The sequence below is a fragment of the Micromonospora sp. 15K316 genome (genome assembly GCF_004348525.1).
Lineage (GTDB): Bacteria > Actinomycetota > Actinomycetes > Mycobacteriales > Micromonosporaceae > Micromonospora.
Genome location: NZ_SMKG01000001.1, coordinates 19,473 through 36,425, shown reverse-complemented (window position 1 = coordinate 36,425; position 16,953 = coordinate 19,473). Strand labels below are relative to the sequence as shown.

General features: G+C 73.3%; 15 protein-coding genes and 1 pseudogene. 10 read left to right on the top strand and 6 right to left on the bottom strand.

Annotation, left to right across the window (positions count from 1 at the left end):
* Positions 1 to 109 precede the first annotated feature (109 nt).
* Positions 110 to 1,636 (top strand): annotated as a pseudogene (locus E1211_RS00165) (metallophosphoesterase); the annotation flags it as partial.
* Positions 1,637 to 1,756: 120 nt separating this feature from the next.
* On the opposite strand, the gene E1211_RS00160 reads toward E1211_RS00165, so the two are convergent.
* From E1211_RS00160 to ccsA, 5 genes are read right to left on the bottom strand one after another with little or no spacing between them, the layout of a single operon-like run.
* The gene (locus E1211_RS00160; RefSeq protein ID WP_132344047.1) at positions 1,757 to 2,647 is read right to left on the bottom strand and encodes a cytochrome c-type biogenesis protein CcmH; all 891 of its coding nucleotides are present in this window, start codon (positions 2,645 to 2,647) and stop codon (positions 1,757 to 1,759) included.
* A complete protein-coding gene (locus E1211_RS00155) occupies positions 2,644 to 3,186 on the bottom strand; it encodes a TlpA disulfide reductase family protein (RefSeq protein ID WP_165947114.1) in 543 nt (180 codons plus the stop codon). The genes E1211_RS00160 and E1211_RS00155 overlap by 4 nt, the downstream gene beginning before the upstream one ends.
* A complete protein-coding gene (locus E1211_RS00150; protein ID WP_132344045.1) occupies positions 3,183 to 5,117 on the bottom strand; it encodes a cytochrome c-type biogenesis CcmF C-terminal domain-containing protein in 1,935 nt (644 codons plus the stop codon). Before E1211_RS00150 ends, E1211_RS00155 begins: the two co-directional genes overlap by 4 nt.
* Entirely contained in the window at positions 5,107 to 5,508 is a 402-nt protein-coding gene (locus tag E1211_RS00145; protein ID WP_132344043.1) for a cytochrome c maturation protein CcmE, read from the bottom strand. The genes E1211_RS00150 and E1211_RS00145 overlap by 11 nt, the downstream gene beginning before the upstream one ends.
* Positions 5,505 to 6,260 carry a cytochrome c biogenesis protein CcsA gene (gene ccsA / locus E1211_RS00140; protein WP_132344041.1) on the bottom strand — a complete coding sequence of 252 codons (756 nt, stop codon included), beginning with the start codon at positions 6,258 to 6,260 and terminating at the stop codon, positions 5,505 to 5,507. Before ccsA ends, E1211_RS00145 begins: the two co-directional genes overlap by 4 nt.
* Positions 6,261 to 6,394: 134 nt before the next feature.
* Here ccsA and E1211_RS00135 point away from each other — a divergent pair, with 134 nt between their 5' ends.
* The 9 genes from E1211_RS00135 to E1211_RS00095 are packed head-to-tail and all read left to right on the top strand — an operon-like array spanning position 6,395 to position 15,096.
* The gene (locus tag E1211_RS00135) at positions 6,395 to 7,426 is read left to right on the top strand and encodes a cytochrome c oxidase subunit II (protein ID WP_132344039.1); all 1,032 of its coding nucleotides are present in this window, start codon (positions 6,395 to 6,397) and stop codon (positions 7,424 to 7,426) included.
* Positions 7,427 to 7,441: 15 nt separating this feature from the next.
* Complete coding sequence (ctaD, locus tag E1211_RS00130) at positions 7,442 to 9,370, top strand: cytochrome c oxidase subunit I (RefSeq protein WP_132344037.1); 1,929 nt, start codon at positions 7,442 to 7,444, stop codon at positions 9,368 to 9,370.
* A 49-nt stretch (positions 9,371 to 9,419) separates the two neighbouring features.
* Complete coding sequence (locus tag E1211_RS00125) at positions 9,420 to 10,043, top strand: cytochrome c oxidase subunit 3 (RefSeq protein WP_132344035.1); 624 nt, start codon at positions 9,420 to 9,422, stop codon at positions 10,041 to 10,043.
* Position 10,044: 1 nt separating this feature from the next.
* Positions 10,045 to 10,446: a hypothetical protein gene (locus E1211_RS00120; protein ID WP_132344033.1), complete on the top strand. Its 402-nt coding sequence runs from the start codon at positions 10,045 to 10,047 to the stop codon at positions 10,444 to 10,446.
* Positions 10,443 to 11,303: a cytochrome c oxidase assembly protein gene (locus E1211_RS00115; protein WP_165947113.1), complete on the top strand. Its 861-nt coding sequence runs from the start codon at positions 10,443 to 10,445 to the stop codon at positions 11,301 to 11,303. Before E1211_RS00120 ends, E1211_RS00115 begins: the two co-directional genes overlap by 4 nt.
* On the top strand, positions 11,300 to 11,689 hold the full coding sequence (locus tag E1211_RS00110) for a cytochrome c family protein (protein ID WP_132344029.1): 390 nt from the start codon (positions 11,300 to 11,302) through the stop codon (positions 11,687 to 11,689). The genes E1211_RS00115 and E1211_RS00110 overlap by 4 nt, the downstream gene beginning before the upstream one ends.
* Before the next feature lie 4 nt (positions 11,690 to 11,693).
* Entirely contained in the window at positions 11,694 to 12,494 is an 801-nt protein-coding gene (locus tag E1211_RS00105) for a c-type cytochrome (protein WP_132344027.1), read from the top strand.
* A 35-nt stretch (positions 12,495 to 12,529) separates the two neighbouring features.
* Positions 12,530 to 13,357, top strand: a complete 828-nt coding sequence (locus E1211_RS00100) for a ubiquinol-cytochrome c reductase iron-sulfur subunit (protein WP_165947112.1) — start codon at positions 12,530 to 12,532, stop codon at positions 13,355 to 13,357.
* Positions 13,354 to 15,096: a cytochrome bc complex cytochrome b subunit gene (locus E1211_RS00095; RefSeq protein ID WP_132344023.1), complete on the top strand. Its 1,743-nt coding sequence runs from the start codon at positions 13,354 to 13,356 to the stop codon at positions 15,094 to 15,096. Before E1211_RS00100 ends, E1211_RS00095 begins: the two co-directional genes overlap by 4 nt.
* A 106-nt stretch (positions 15,097 to 15,202) precedes the next feature.
* On the opposite strand, the gene E1211_RS00090 is transcribed toward E1211_RS00095, so the two are convergent.
* Complete coding sequence (locus E1211_RS00090) at positions 15,203 to 16,819, bottom strand: ADP-ribosyltransferase domain-containing protein (protein WP_132344021.1); 1,617 nt, start codon at positions 16,817 to 16,819, stop codon at positions 15,203 to 15,205.
* Positions 16,820 to 16,953: the final 134 nt, after the last annotated feature.

Here is a 16,953-nt window from a genome sequence, read left to right as displayed (position 1 = left end):
CCCGCCACCTGACGTTCGTCAGTCGCCGGTCACGCGGCGTACCCTTGGGCGCCACGAATACGTGCATCCTTGCACGTTTCGGTCCGGGGGAGGGGTGGGGGCCGTGACGGGAAGCGCTGCCCGCTGGGCGCGGCGAGGTGTGGTCGCCCTCGCCATGATCATCGTTACGCTCGCCGGCGTGGTCGGCGGCACCATGCTGGGCGGCCGGGTCACCGGGGACGTGGGGCCACTGCGGGTGCAGTTCCAGCTGAGCCCGTCGACCGACGGCGGCAGCGAGATCGCCGTACCCCCGCTCGGCTCGCTCTTCCTGGACACCCACGCGGGCCCGGCCCGGCTCACCGCCCGCCTCGACTCCCTCGACCAGAAGCGCGCCGAGGCGTTGATCGACGAGCCCGGCGGGCTGGCCGCGGCCGGCGCCTCCGCGCCGAACGACATCCGGGACGCCCTGGTCCGGCTGAGCCTGCGCACCGTCGCCGCGTCCGTGCTGATCACGCTGCTGCTCGCGGCGCTGACCTTCCGATCCACCCGGCGAACGGCCTGGGCGGGCACCCTCGCCCTGGCCGTCACCGGCGGCGCGCTGGGCGCCGCCGCGCTCACCGTACGACCCGCGGCGGTCGCCGAGCCACGCTACGAGGGGCTCCTCGTCAACGCGCCGGCGCTGGTCGGCGACGCCCGCCGGATCGCCGACGACTACACCCGCTACGCCGACCAGCTGCAACGGCTCGTCGGCAACGTCAGCAAGCTCTACGGCACCATGTCCAGCCTGCCCGTCTACGAGGCGTCCCCGGACACCACCCGGATCCTGCACGTCTCCGACCTGCACCTCAACCCGGCCGTCTGGCCGGTGATCAAGACAGTGGTCGAGCAGTTCGACATCGACCTCGTCATCGACACCGGCGACATCACCGACTGGGGCAGCGAGCCGGAGACCTCCTACGTGTCGATGATCGGCCAGCTCAAGGTGCCCTACGTCTACATCCGCGGTAACCACGACTCGCCCCGTACCGCGCAGGCCGTCGCCGGGCAGCCGAACGCCGTCGTCCTGGACAACTCGATCACCAGCGTGTCGAGCGTGCGCATCGCCGGGATCGGTGACCCACGGTTCACCCCGGACAAGCAGGAGCAGGAGGCCGGCCCCTGGGACGAGGGACCGACGAGTCTGCCGGGCTCCGGACAGCGGCTCGCCGACACCATCCGGGCCGCCGGCGTCCCGGTCGACATCGCCCTCGTGCACGACCCGGCCTCCGCCGACCCGCTCGCCGGGACGGCTCCGCTGATCCTCGCCGGGCACACCCACCAACGGGAGGTCCGCATGCTGCCCGGGCCCGAGGGCGGGCCCGGAAGCCGGCTCGCGGTACAGGGCTCCACCGGCGGGGCGGGCCTGCGCGGGCTGCAGGGCGAGGAGCCCACCCCGCTGGCCATGTCCGTCCTCTACCTCGGTCCGAACCACCGTCTCGAGGCGTACGACGACATCCGCGTGGGCGGCACCGGCCTGGCGCAGGTGAGCCTGAACCGGCAGGTGATCGATCCGGACGCGCCGGCGGACGTGACCGGCGCGGGCGCCGGCGTCGGCGAGCCCACCGCGGGGGCACCCGATCCGTCGGCGGAGCCGGCCCCGCTCCCCGTCGGCCGCTGACCGTTCGACCGCCGGCGGCGCCGGCGGTCGCCACCCGTTGCCGCACCGTTCGACCGCGCCGGGGCGGGTAGCACCGGCGAGGTCCGAGCGGGTCTCATCCCGTCGCCCACACGGTTGCGATCAGCCGTCGACCAATCGGCTGATCTCTTCGGCGGCCGGGTGCCGCGGTGCCACGGTGAGGAACCGGCGCAGGGTCTGCGGCGCCTCCTCCGGCCTGGTGCTGCGCTGCGCGAGGCCGAGTACGAGCAGCCCGTCCGGCGAATCGGGTGAGCGGGTCAGCACCTCCCGTGCCGTCCGCTCCGCACCGGCGGCATCGCCCGCACGTAGCAGCGCGAAGGCGAGCCGGAGCTGGACGCCGTCGTCCGGAAGTTCCCGCAGCGCGTCCCGGTAGAGCTCGGCGGCGGCGTCGTACCGCTGCTGCTGCTCCAGCTCGCGGGCCAGCTGAAGGGTGACGGCGACCGGGTCGGCGGGTGGCGCCTGCGGCTGCGCGTCCTCCAGGCGGCCGGCGACCACCGCCACCGCGGCCACCAGGGCCACCACCGCGGCGCAGGACAGCCACCAGACGCGGCGCGCGGCGACGCCCGCGGGAGCGCTGCCGACCGCGGCCGCGGCGGAGGCCCGTCGCCGCGGCGGACGCAGCGTGCGTACGGCGGCCGCGCCGGCGCCCAGCAGGGCCAGCGCGGGTACGGCCCAGAGCAGCAGCGGCAGCCCTCGGGCAGGCGGGTCGGCGAGCACCTCGTCGCCGTAGCGCTCCACGAACCAGCGACGGATCTCCGCCGGGCTGCGTCCCCGGGCCAGCTGGTCGGCCACCGCCTGCCGCATCGCGGCGGCGATCGGCGACTGCGAGTCCGCCACCGACTCACCCTGGCAGGCCGGGCAGCGCAGCCCCGCGGCGATCGTCCGGACGGGGTCGGTGTCCGGGTCCGGTGCCGACGAGCGGAGCAGGCCTGTACCTGCCCCGGCGAGCAGCGCAGCGACCGCCAGCACGCCGAGTAGTCGTCGCCAGCTCATGCCGCCCTCAGCAACGGCGTCACCCGCTGGTCGAGCCACTCCTGGGTGACCACGCCAGGCCGGCGGGCGACGATCCGCCCGTCCCGGTCCACCACGAAGGTTTCGGGCACGCCGCGTACGCCCCACCTGACGGCCTGCGTGCCGTCCGGGTCCGGCAGCACGGTGAGGCCCGTCGTCCCGGTCTCGGACAGCAGCGCCCGCACGGCCTCCGGTCCGTCGCGTAGGTTCAGACCGACGACCCGCAGTCCGTACGGGGACCAGCGTCGCGCGATGTCGTCGAGCAGCGGCAGCTCGTCACGGCAGGGCCCGCACCAGGAGGCGAAGACGTTCACGACGACCACCTGCCCGCGCGCCTCGGCCAGGTCGAACCGTCCGCCGTCGAGCGTGGTGCCGTGCAGTGCCGGCGCAGGGATCGGGTCGCCGGCCGCACCGGTGGTCGAGGCCGGGCCACCGTGCAACCCGGCCGCCAGCACGGCGGCGACCGCGACGACCAGCAGCAGCACGGTCGCCCTCGCCGCCGGCAGCCGGCGGGTCGTCACGCCGCGACCCTCAGGGCGGTGGGCGGGTCGACCGGAACCGACGGCGGCGGCCGCCGCCGGACTCGCCGCGCGCTCGCGGCGAACGCGAGGAGCCCGCCGCCGACGATCAGGGCCGCGCCGAGCCAGAGGACGCCCACCAGCGGGTTCACCGCGAGCCGTACCGTCGCGGTGCTGCCGTCCGCCGCGACGGCGAGCAGCGTGACGTAGGTGTCCCGCAGCACGCCGGTGTCTATCCGCGGAACGGTGACGGCGGTGTCCCGGGCGGTGTCGTACCAGAGTCGCGGAGCGACGGTGCGGTCGCTGCCGTCGCCGGTCAGTGCGAGTCGGGCCTGCACCACCATCCGCCCGTTGCCCGCCGACCGATCCACCGCCACCAGTCGCACCGACACGTCCGACACCCGCACCGTCTCCCCGGTACGCACGGTCCGCTCCTGCGCCTGGCCGTACGCCGAGGACCCGGCGACGCCGACCGCGACCAACGCGAGGCCGGCGTGCGCCAACACGGCCGCCAGGCGTACCGTCCGCACACCCCGGCGGCGGCGCTGCATCGACCCGAGCTGACCGGCGAGCCCGGTCAGCGTGAACGCCGCGGCCCCGAACGCGACAAGCGCGGGCAGCCCCGGCCGGCTGATCAGCCCCACCGCCGCCACGGTCGCCAGCGCTGCCACTGCGGGTAGCACCAGCCGCCGCGCCACCGCCCGGTCGCCGGCGCGCCGTACGGCCGGTGCCACTCCCGCGAGCAGGAGCACCGCGACCGCCAGCGGCACCGCGGTGCGCTGGTAGTAGCCGGGTCCGACATTGGTTCGGGCCCCGGTCAGCGGCTCGGTCAGCAGCGGGAAGATGGTGCCGATCAGCACCGCCGCGGCGATCGTCACCAGCAGCACGCCGTTGACCAGGACGGCGGTGGCGCGCGACAGCAGGGGAGGCGTGCGGGGGCTGGGCGGCGCCGGGTCCCCGCGGGCGGCGAGCAGGGTCGATGCCAGGACCGCCAGCAGCACGAGGCCGAGCAGCAGCGGCCCGAGTGGCGATTCGGTGAACGCGTGCACGCTGGCGACCGCGCCGGAGCGGGTGAGGAACGTGCCCAGCAGCACCAGTACGAAGCTGGCGCACGCGAGGACGGTGTTCCAGCGGGCGTGCCGGACGGCACCGGACAGCATGGTGTGCAGGAACGCTGTCGCGGTCAACCAGGGCAGCAGGGAGGCGTTCTCCACCGGATCCCAGGCCCAGTAGCCACCCCAGCCCAGCACCGCGTACGACCACCAGGCGCCCAGGGCGATCCCGGCGGTCAGCGCCGACCAGGCGGCCAGGGTCCACGGGCGGGCGATGCGGAGCCAGTCCCGGCCTTCGACGCCGGCGAGCGGGGCGGCGAGCGCGAGGGCGAACGGCACCACCAGGCCGAGGTAGCCGAGGTAGAGCAGGGGCGGGTGCACGCCCATCGCCGGGTGCTGCTGGAGCAGGGGGTTCGGCCCGGGCCCGTCGACCGGCACCGGGTGCACCGCCCGGAACGGGTTCGCCGCGAGCGTCGACAGCGCGAAGAAGAACGTCGTCACCACGCCGACGACCGCCATCGCGTACGCGTGCAGCCGTCGCGGGTGACGCCGGCGGGCCAGCAGTGCGGCGTACCCGCAGAGCACCAGCAGCCACAGCAGCAGCGAACCGTCGAGCGCCGACCAGAGACTGGTGACCGTGTCGTAGACCGACACGTGCCGGCCACCGTTCTCGGCGACGAAACGGACGCTGAAGTCGCGCCGGAGCAGCGCTGCCTCCAGCGCCCCGCACGCCAGGGCGGCGGCCAGCAGGGTCACCACGGTGGCCACCCGCGCCGCCCGCGCGGGCGCGCCGAGCAGTGCGACCCGCAGCCAGAGCAGAACGGTGAGCGAGGCGCTGGTCAGCCCGGCCGTCAGGCCGGCGGTGCCCAGGTCACCGAGCATCCGACGGCTCCGCCTCGGCCGGCCGGTACTCGTTGCCGTGCCGGACCTCCACGTGGTCCGCGCGGAACACGCCGTCGGTGGCGAGGCGGCCCTCGACGACGGCGCCCTCGCCCTCGCGGAACGTTTCCGGTGGGGCGCCGCGCTGATGCACCACGATCTCGTGTCCCGCCTCGGCGAGCTTGAACACCACCAGGTCGCCCTCGCGGCGCAGCGAGCCGGGCACGACATCGCCTCCGAGCCGTACGCGTTCCCGCGCCACCTCCGGATCGGCAAGCACCTCGCCCGGCGTCCGGTAGTAGGTGAGGGTGTCGCGCAGGGCGCTGGTGATCAGCAGGCCTCCGCCGGCGAGCAGCACGCCGACCAGCGCGAGCCGACCGGGGCGCCGGATCATCCGACCCGGGCCGGGGTGCGTCGGGCCGGGTCGGTGGGCGTGGCCGCCGGCCCGGTCTGCCGGCGTTCGAGCCGGACCACGCGGTGCAGCAGGACGCAGAGCGCGACGACGCTGGCCGCCGCCACGGCGAGCAGCAGCGCGAGGCCCATCCGCGGGTCGATCGGCGGGCGTTCCGGGGCGAGCATCGTGGCCTGCTGGTGCAGCGACCGCCACCAGACCACCGAGAAGTGCGCCACGGGGACCAGCAGGAAGCCGATCACGCCGACCGTCGCCACGGTGCGGCTAGCGGTGTCGCGGGCTCCGGTGTGTTCGGCGATCGAGTGTCGTAGCGCCAGGTAGCCGGTGTAGGTCAGCAGCAGTAGCGCCGTACTGACCAGCCGGGGATCCCACGCCCACCAGGTGCCCCAGACCAGGTGCCCCCAGTAGGACCCGGTGCCGATGGCGAACGCGGTCAGCGCGACCCCGATCTCGGCGCCGGCCCGGGCGAAGTGGTCCCAGCGCGGATCGCCACCGATCAGGTGTGCCACGCTGGCCGCCAGCACGACTCCGAACGCGAGGTACGCCACCCAGGCGGCCGGCACGTGCAGGTACATGAGTCGTTGTGCCGGGCCCTGCGCGGCGTCCGTCGGGGCCAGGAACCCACCCGCGAGAACCGCGGCCGCGGACAGGCCGCCGGCCGTCCAGGCCAACGTGCGCCGGCCGGCAGCACCGCCGCGAGTGTCGAGGGCGAGGTCCACGGTGGTCGCTCGCATGATCTCCCTGTCCGCGCCGTCGGCGCTTGCCCGGGCTGTTCCTGCGTGCCGACTCTATTCCGGGCAAATGATCTATTCATCGCATTTGCCTATATAAGGCGCAGAAGCGGGCAACATGGCTAGGGTCGGTGCCGGTGGACAGGGCACACGACCTCGAGCGTCCCGGGCGACGCCGGCCGAGCCGGCGCGTCGGCCGGGCGACCGCGCTCGCCGCGGTGCTGCCACTTGCCGCGTGTTCGGCCGGCTCACCCTCCACGCTCGACCCGGCGGGTACCGGCGCCGCTCGGATCGCCGACCTGTGGTGGGTGCTCTTCTGGATCTCCGCAGCGGTCTTCGCCGAGGTCATGGTGCTTCTGGTGTGGGCCCTGGTGTTCCGCCGGGGCCGCCGCACCCGGGTGCGGCACGGCCAACCACTGCGGTTCGTGGTGATCGCCGGCGCCGGGGTGCCACTGGTGATCCTGGTGGTGGTCTACGCCCTCGGCCTCCGCGACCTGGCCGCGCTCGGCGCCGGACCCGGACGGGACGCGCACACCATCGAGGTCACCGGCCACAAGTGGTGGTGGGAGGTGCGGGTGCCGGGCATCGACGGCGCCACCGCGAACGAGCTGCACATCCCGGTCGGGGAACGGGTCCGGGTGCGGCTGCGCACGGCGGACGTCCTGCACAGCTTCTGGGTGCCGCAACTGATGCCGAAGACCGACCTGATCGCGGGCGAGGTGCGCGAGACCTGGCTGCACGCCGAGCGGGCGGGCAGCTACCGCGGGCAGTGCGCCGAGTACTGCGGCACCCAGCACGCGCACATGGCGTTCCGGGTGATCGCCGAACCGCGCCCACAGTTCGAGGCCTGGTTGGCCCGCCTCGGGTCGCCGGCGCGCCAACCGGCGACCGAAGCCGAACGGCGCGGGCAGCAGGCCTTCGTCCAGGGCACCTGCGCCGGCTGTCACGCGATTCGCGGCACCGGTGCCGACGCCCGGATCGGCCCGGACCTCTCCGACGTCGGCTCGCGCTGGAGCATCGGCGCCGGCGCCGTGCCCAACGACGCCGGACACCTGGGCGGGTGGATCGTGAACCCCCAGACCGTCAAGCCCGGCAGCTACATGCCGCCGCAACCGGTCGACGCGCAACGACTGCCCGACCTCATCGCCTACCTGCGGTCACTCGAGTAGAGCGGGAGGGAGGAGATGTCGACGACGACCGCGCCACCGCCCGGCGCCAGCCAGGAGGACCTGGCCCGCCTCGAAGCACACTGGGGGGAGCGGGCCTCACTACGCTCCTGGTTCGGCACCGTCGACCACAAGCGGATCGGGCGACGCTACCTGGTGACCGCCTCGCTCTTCTTCGTCCTGGCCGGGATCAGCGCCCTGGCCATGCGCACCCAGCTCGCCCGGCCCGAGTCGAGCCTGCTCTCCCCGGAGGAGTACAACCAGCTGTTCACCATGCACGGCACGGCGATGATCTTCCTGTTCGCCACCCCGATGCTGTTCGGCTTCGGCAACTTCCTGGTTCCGCTGATGATCGGGTCGCGGGACATGGCGTTCCCGAAGCTGAACGCGCTCGGCTACTGGGTGTTCCTCTTCGCCGGGTTGTTCATGTGGGCCAGCCTGCCCTTCGGCGCGGCGCCCAACGGGGGATGGTTCGCGTATGTGCCGTTGACCGACGACCGGAACACCCCCGGGCTGCACATGGACGTCTACACCCTGGGGTTGCTCTTCCTCGGCATCGCCACCACCGCAGGCTCGATCAACTTCATCGTCACCGCGCTCAAACTGCGGGCGCCCGGCATGTCGCTCAACCGTGTCCCGCTCTTCGTCTGGGCGATCGTCGCGACCGCCTTCATGGTGATCTTCGCGTTGCCGGCGCTGAATCTCGACAACGCGATGCTCTTCCTCGACCGCCGGTTCGGCACCCACTTCTTCGACCCGGAGGCCGCCGGCAACGTGCTGCTCTGGCAGCACCTGTTCTGGATCTTCGGCCACCCGGACGTGTACATCATCGTCATGCCGGCGCTCGGCATCGTCTCGGCGGTGCTGCCCGCCTTCACCCGCCGCGGCGTGGTCGGCTACGTCCTGATCGTGCTCGCCATCGTGTCCATCGCGATCATCTCGTTCGGCGTCTGGGTGCACCACATGTTCGCCACCGGCCTGCCGCACCTGTCCTACAGCTTCTTCAGCGCCGCCAGCACGATCATCACGATCCCCTCGGGCATCCAGATCTTCGCCTGGCTGGCGACCATGCTGCTCGGCCGCCTGGTCGTACGGGTGCCGCTGCTGTTCCTCATCGGGTTCATCGTGACCTTCGTACTCGGCGGTTTCACCGGCGCCATGTTCGCGCTCACCGCCTTCGACCAGCAGGTCACCGACTCGTACTTCGTGGTCGCCCACTTCCACTACGTGCTCATCGGCGGCGCGGTGTTCCCGATCCTCGCCGGCATCTACTACTGGCTGCCGAAGATGACCGGACGGATGTACCACGAGGGGCTCGGCAAGTGGGCGTTCTGGCTGTTCTTCACGGGCATGCAGGTCGCCTTCTTCCCGATGCACCTCTCCGGCCTGTTCGGCATGCCGCGTCGGGTCTACACCTACCGGGACGAGCCCGGCTGGGACGTGTGGAACCTGGTCAGCACCATCGGGGCGTACATCCTCGCGGTCGGCCTGCTGCTCGTGCTGATCGGCGTGGTGCACGCCATCCGTCGCGGCCGTCCCGCACCACCCGACCCGTGGGGCGGCGACACCCTGGAATGGTCCACCGACTCACCACCGAGACCGTACAACTTCCCCGTCCTGCCACAGGTGCACAGCCTGCACCCCACCTGGGACCAGCCGAGCCGGTCCTCCATGGCGGAGGACGCGACAGCCGACCGGATCCTCGCCGACGGCCGCCGGACGTTGTTCACCAGTGAGCTGGACGGCCGCCGCGAACGTGTGGTGGAGATGCCCGAGGCCTCCGTGCAACCCCTGCTGCTCGCCCTGGCCATGCTCGTGTTCTTCACCGCGATGCTCTTCGCCTGGTACCCGTTCGCCGCAGCGGCGGCCGTCGCGGTGGCCGTGACCATCGCGGTGTGGCTCTGGCCGCCGCGCCGGCCTGAGGAGGAGCTGGGGGTGGTCCGATGAGCGGGTGCCGCTCGGCCGCGCCGCGCGCCGATGGCAAGCAGGTGCCGGCATGAGCAACCGCAGCCTCGCCGCGGCGACCAGCACCGAGGCGCTCACCACCGAGCTGCCGGCCGGCCGCTCCACCGGCTGGTGGGGCATGGTCATGTTCGTCACCACCGAGGCGACCCTCTTCGCCTGCCTGCTCGGCAGCTACTTCTACCTGCGTTTCCAGCACGGCGGCGAATGGCCGCCCGGCGGCATCGAGCAGCCCAAGCTGCTCCGCCCGTTGGTGATGACGGCCGTGCTGCTGCCCAGCAGCCTGCCGATGATCTGGGCGGAACGCGGCATCCGCCGCGGCGACCGCCGGCGGCTGCGGTACGGCCTCGCCACCACCCTCCTGCTCGGAAGCGCCTTCCTGGCCCTGCAGGCCACCGAGTACGCCGAGCTGTTCCACGAGTTCACCCTCACCACCAACGCCTACGGCTCGCTCTTCTTCGTCATCACCGGCTTCCACGGCCTGCACGTGCTCATCGGCCTCACCATGCTGAGCTGGCTGCTCGCCGCCGCCCTGCGCGGCGGGAGCTTCGGTGCACACCGCCACGACCGCGTCCGCAACGCCGCCATCTACTGGCACTTCGTCGACGCGGTCTGGGCCGCCATCCTGTTCACCATCTATCTCTCGCCGAGGCTGTGACATGAGCGCACAACCCGGCCCGCGTACCCGCCTCGCCGGTGGGCTGTTGCTCTGGTACGCGGTGCTGGGTGGCGCGCTCGCGTGGGCGATCCACCTGATGGTGGCCTGGGGCGCCGACGAACTCACCTGCGCCAGCGGCTCGGATCGCATCGGCGCGGTACCGCTGCGGCTGGTCGTCGCGCTCGCGGTGGTCCTCCCGGCGCTCGCCACCATCGGTGCGCTTCTCGCCGCCACGCTCGCCTGGCGGCGGACCGCTCACACCCGACCCGACGGGATCGCCGAGGCGACCCTCGGCCGCACCCGGATGCTCGCCGCGCTCGGTCTCTGGGCGAACCTGCTGTTCCTGGCGATCATTCTGCTCGGCGGCGTCGCCCTGCTGGTGTTCCCGCCATGCCAGCGATGAGCGCGGCCGGCTCCGTCGAGGCCGGGCTGCTCACCATCCTGCTCGCCGTGGCGGTCGCCCTGCTGGCCGCCGGCTACGGACGGGGCGTCCACGAGCTGTGGGCGCGCCGGGGAGCCGGTGAGGTGCTGCCGGGCTGGCGAGTCGTCGCCTTCGCCGGCGGCGTGCTGGTCGTGCTCGCCGCCGACAGCGGTCCGCTGGCCGGGCTGGCGCAGCGGTCCTTCGCGGGACACATGACCCAGCACATGGTTCTGCTGCTGGTGGCCGGGCCGCTGCTCGCCGCCGGTGCCGCCGGGTTGCCGCTCAGCCTGGCCTGCCCGCTGCCGCTGCGCCGACGACTGGCCCGGCTCCGCTCCGCCCGCGGCACGCGCTGGCTGCGCCGGCCGGTGTGCACCGCTCTACTGGCCGGCGCGGCCCAGACCCTGGTGCTGTGGGTTTGGCATCTGCCGACGCCGTACGTCGCGGCGCTGGACCGGCCCGCCGTACACGCCCTGGAACACGTCTGTTTCGTCGCCGGATCCTGGCTGCTCTGGGCGCCGATTCTCGGTGTGGCCCGGCACCGGCTGCCCGCACCCGTCGCGTTGCTGCTGCTGGTCGGGACGATGCTGCCGGCCTCCGCGCTGGGCGCCGCCCTCACCTTCGCGCCACGACCGGTCTACCCGCTGCGGGCGCTCGGCCCCGACCCCCTCGCCGACCAGCAACTCGCCGGCCTGCTCATGTGGGCACCGATGGACGTGGCCGTCCTCGTCGCGGCGCTGACAGTGTTCCTGCGCTGGCTGCTGCGGCTGCAGCGGCAACATCCGGACGAGGTGGGCCCGCCCGAGCCGGCTGCCGCCCGATCAGAGGGAGCACTGCGATGACCACACCGCCGCGTGCCCGGTGGCTCGCGCTGTTGGTACCGGTGGCGGTGCTCGCCGCCACCTCCTGCGCCCGTGCCGACCGGCCGCCGCCCCCGGAGGTCCGCGCCGGTCAACCGGACCGCGGAGCGGCCCTCATCGCACGGTACGGCTGCGGCTCCTGCCACACCATCCCCGGCATCGACCGCGCCGACGGGCTGGTCGGGCCGCCGCTGACCCGGTTCGGCGCGCGCTCGTACATCGCGGGAGCGCTGGTGAACAACGCCGACAACCTCCAGCACTGGATCGCCGACCCGCAGGCCGTCGAGCCGGGAACCGCCATGCCGGATCTCGGCGTCACCCCGATCGACGCGCAGGACATCGCCGCCTACCTCTACACCCTGGACTGACGGGATGCGGGAGCACGCGTCGAACGGTGTGGCGCACCGGCCCAGGCTCCGCCGGAACCTCGCCGTCGGGGCTGCCCTGGTGCTCGCCACCGGGCCGGCGACGCTGGCCGCCCAACCCGATCCCGGCCCGACACCGACGGCCACGCCCACCACCGCCGCCCCGACCGGCGAGCGCGGCGTGGAGCTGTACCGCCAGCACTGCGCGAGCTGCCACGGCGAGCAGGGCCAGGGCAGTCAGCGCGGCCCCTCCCTGGTCGGTGTCGGCCCCGCCTCGGTGGACTTCCAGGTCGGCACCGGCCGGATGCCCCTCCCGGCAGAGATGCCGCAGCCCCGGCGCGACGAGCCGGTCTTCTCGGCCGACGAGATCGCCGCGTTGGTCGACCACGTGGCCAGCTTCGGCGGGGGCGGACCGCAGATTCCTCGGGTCGTCCCCGGTGATCTCCCTGCCGGCCGGGAGGTCTTCGCCGCGAACTGCGCGCCCTGCCACGGCGCGACCGGCGCGGGTGCCGCGCTGACCGACGGCCGCGACGCCCCACCCCTGTACGAGGCCACGGCTGTGCAGATCGCCGAGGCGGTGCGGGTCGGACCGGGGCTCATGCCGGTCTTCCCCAGCCAGGTGCTCACCGACCAACAGGTCAACGACCTCACCACCTACGTGCGGCGGCTGCAGAACGAGCGGCTGGACCGGGGCGGGAACCCGCTGGGCCGGCTCGGCCCGCTCGCCGAGGGCCTCGTCGCCTGGGTCGCCACCCTCGGGCTGCTCGTCGCGGCGGCGCGCTGGCTGGGCAGGAGGGCGGAGGGATGAGCAGGCGTCCGCCGGTACCACCTGCCCCGCCCGGCGTGAACCGCCGTATCGTGTTGTCCTTCCTGGCCAGCGCCGCGGGCGCGACCGGCTTCGCGGTGACCTACGGCCTCGGTGGACAGACGCAGTGGGAGGGCGTGTGCCTCGCCGTCGCCTTCGCCGGCCTGGCGACCGGCCTCGCCATCTGGGGAAGACGGCTGGTACCGGTCGGCGGGTACGTCGAGGAACACGAGGGGCTCACGCCGCCGCCGGTGGTGCAGGCGATGACCGGCGAAGCGCTCGTCGCTCCGGACAGCCCGATCCGCCGCCGTGGCCTGCTCGGCGCCCTCGCCCTCGCCCTCACCGCGCTCGGCGCGGCCGTCCTGTTCCCGCTCCGCTCACTACTGCCGTGGGACCGCACCCGCCCGGAGGAGGCGCTCAGGGACACCCCGTGGCGGCCGGGAGTCCGGCTGGTCACGGCCGACGGCAGGCCGCTGCGTCCCGCGGACGTACCGACCGGGGCGGTGGTCGCGGTGTTCCCCGAGGGCGACATCGAGGCGGGAGACGCCCCCGCATTCGCGGTCCGGCTGCAACCGGAACGCTTCACCCGACCGCCCGCCGGCGGCCACCTCGACGGGCTGGTCGTCTACTCCCTGCTCTGCACCCATGCCGGCTGCCCGGTCCGGCTCTACCTGCACGGGACCGGCCGGGTGCTCTGCCCCTGCCACCAGTCCTCCTTCGACCTGTTCGCCGGAGCCGAGCCCGTCGCCGGTCCGGCCGCCCGGCCACTGCCCGGTCTGCCGATCGAGGTGAGCTCCGACGGGTTCCTCCGCGCCACCGCGGACTTCACCACCCCGCCCGGCGCGGGCTTCTGGAGTCGGCCATGATCCTCGATCGGCTCGCGCGCGCGGTCGACGACCGGCTGCGGCTCTCGCCGATCACCCGGAGAGCGCTCGCCAAGGTCTTTCCGGACCACTGGTCGTTCATGCTCGGCGAGATCGCCCTCTACTCGTTCATCGCCCTGATCCTCACCGGCGTCTACCTCACCTTCTTCTTCGATGCCAGCTCCGCCGACCGCGTCTACCGCGGCTCGTACGCGCCGCTGGACGGCAGCACCACCTCCGCCGCCTACGCCTCCACCGTCCGGTTGAGCTGGGACGTCCGCGCGGGGCTGCTGATCCGGCAGACCCACCACTGGGCGGCGGTGGTCTTCGTCGCCGCGATCGTGGTGCACCTGATCCGGATCTTCTTCACCGGCGCGTTCCGCAAGCCCCGCGAGCTCAACTGGTTGGTCGGGGTCACCATGCTGACCCTGGCCCTGGCCAACGGCTTCACGGGCTACTCGATGCCCGATGATCTGCTCTCCGGCGTCGGATTACGGATCATCGTCTCGGTCGTGCAGTCGATCCCGCTGGTCGGATCCTGGCTGGCGTTCCTCGGCCTCGGCGGCGAGTTCCCCTCCGACGAGATGATCCCGCGGCTCTTCGTCAGCCACGTGCTGCTGGTGCCGGCCGTCCTGGTCGCCCTCATCAGCGTGCACCTGGCCATGGTCGTACGGCAGAAACACAGCCAGTTCCCCGGCCCGGGGCGCACCGAGCACAACGTGGTCGGCTCGGTCTTCTGGCCCAGCTACACCCTCCGCTCACTGGCACTCTTCGCCTGGGTGCTCGCGGTGCTCTTCGCGCTCGGCGGGCTGGTGCAGATCAACCCGGTCTGGCTCTACGGCCCGTTCTCCCCGGCCGAGGCCACCTCGCCCGCCCAGCCCGACTGGTACGTGGCCTGGGGCGACGGGGCGCTGCGGCTCTTCCCCGCGTGGGAGGTGCGCATCGGCGGGTACCTGGTGCCCGCACCGTTCATACCCGGCGTGGTGATCGGCGGCGTGACGTTCCTGGCCCTGTACGCCTGGCCGTTCCTCGAACGGCTGCGCAGCCGCGATCGCCGGCAGCATCACCTGCTGGACCGTCCACGGGATCATCCGGTCCGGATGGGCGTCGGAGTCGCCGCGCTGACCTTCTACGGGGTACTGGTCGTCGCGGCCGGTGACGACATCATCGCCCGGCTGCTGCGGGTCTCCGTCTACGACGTGCTCTCGGTGCTGCGTGTCGTGGTGCTCGTCCTGCCACTGCTCACCGGGCTGCTGGCGTTCCTGCTGGCTCGGGCGCTGAGTCGCGGCGACGCCGCGCGCCTCGGCGAGCTGACCCGCGCCGACCTGGCGACCGTCCGGGGCCCGGGACGGCCGCCCGCCGGTCGCGGCGCCCACGGGGAAGAGGACGTGGACGAACCGGAGCAGCCGGCCCGGGACCGCCCCGGCGAGCGGATCGAGCTGTGGCCGGACGGCGAGGTCTGGCGTTGGCGATACCGGGGCGGCCCGGGCGGGGTCGCGATCCTGGGCAACCGTGCGGCGCTGACCGAGCAGGAGGCGTCCGCCGCCGCCCAGCTCGCCTATCCCGGCGTCGACCGGGTCGTCGTCCCCGGGCCGCCGCGGCCACGACAGGTGGGAAAGGTCCGCACCCTGCTCCGCCGCGGCGCCGACCTCGCGATGGGCGCTTCACTGCTGGTCGCGGCGCTGCGGCAGCGGCGCGCCCCCAGGAGGGGAGCGGACCGGCCGGGCCGACCGCCCCCGTGACCGCCGGCCGGGGTGGTGGGTTCCGCCACCAGACGGGGATCCACCACCCCGGAACACGACACCCACCACCGACGGCGGTGCGGGAGGCTGCCGGGACCGGGAACGCTCACCCCACCAGCCGCTGCTCGGCGAGCTCGGTCAGCCGTACCGTGCAGAGGCCACCGCGCTCCGCCCTCACCTCGGTCACGGTCAACTGCGTGCCCGGCGCGAGGATGAACTCCTCCTCACCCGTGAACGCCGAGAACCGCCGGATGCCGACGGCCCGTGCGGGCGTCACCTCGAACAGGGTCCGCTTGCCCCGGCCGCCGAGGAACGCCTGGGCCACACCGAGTTTCGCCGTGCACGACGACACGCCCCACCACGTCACGGTGCGGCCGAGCGGGTACTGGGCGCGCAGGTCCAGGGCCACCCCGCGCCAGAGCGGCTCACGCCGCGCCGGAAGCTGCGCCACCGCCGAGAAGAGCAGGCGCAGGTACGGCAGGTACGGGACGATCCGGCCGCGATCCGGATCGCGCAGTGCGGCGTTGATCTGCCGGTAGAACGCCGACTCGCACGTGTAGAGGTAGAGCGCCGCGATCTCGTCGGTGGAGAGGGCGCCGACGCCACCCTCGTTCTGCTTCTCACCGAACCGGTACGACTGCGCCACATGCCAGTCGAGTCCGGGCAGCAGCTTCGCGACCGGGGCGACCGCCTCGCGGAAGTCCATGAGCGGGGTGTCGGACACACCGGTGATGGCCGGGAGGAGCAGCCCCTCGTCCTTGACGCTGGCGAGGCGGTCGAGGTAGAGCTTGTGCAGCTCCATCGTGGAGGCGATGAACGCACCCATCCGGTCGGCGGTCCCCGCGTCCGCGCCGCCGGCCCCGCTCGCCGCCGCGCTCCACCCGACGCTGGGGAGCCAGTCGATCTCGTCCGCGCCCAACGCGCGCAGCGCCTCGTTCACCTCGCCGAAGTGGTCGCCGTCGCAGAACACGTCGCCCTGCGCCGCCGGGTTCGGGTGGTCGATGTGCCGCACCTCCACCTCGGGGTACTTCTTCTCCAGCCGGAGCACGAGCCGCTTCAGGTTGCGGGCGTGCGCTCCCCACCAGGCGAACACGACGCCCCGGTCGGCCTCGTCGGCGTGCTGCTTGGCCCGCAGGATCTCCTCGACGACCTTCTCGACGACCGGCTGCCAGAACGCCGTGTGGCCCGCGGTGGCGATCGCGCCGTCCCCGCTGGCGGTCAGCGCCGCGTTCAGCAGCAGCACGCCCTGCGTGAGCATCGCCTGGAACCACTCCGGCGGGGGCACGGTGTCGTGCTCGCGCAGAAGGGTCCGGATGTCGGCGATCGGCGTCTTCTTGGGGATGCCGTACTTCCACATCGCCGCCGCCTTGATGATGCAGCGGATGCTCACCACCCGGCCGAACTGGCTGTCGGCCCAGTCGTGGAAGGTGTTGTCGAACATGGCGATGCCGGTGGCGCTCTCCGGGCGCGGGTACGGGTTCTGCCCGAAGACGACCACCTTCCACTTCTGCGGAGGGTTGGGCTTCAACGCCTGGAAAGTCAGCTCCCGAACGGGCACGACGCGCGGGCCACGGCTCGGGCCGATGAAGGTGGCGGCGCCCGGCTGCGCCTCGATGACCGGTTTCAGCAGCGGCAGCCACGGCTCGCCGCCGCCGGTGAACAGCTCGGCCAGGGCGAGCGGGTCGTTCGGGTCGGCCGGGGTGGGAGTGGGGGCGTCGCTCATCGTCGGACTCCGAGTGGTGACGCGCCGGCGCGGCGCGGGCGATCAAGGCGCGGGCATTGTGTCGTACGGCACCGACACCGCGGCGGCCCGACGCCACGCGCCTCCGACGCGCGGCCGACCGCCGACCCGACACG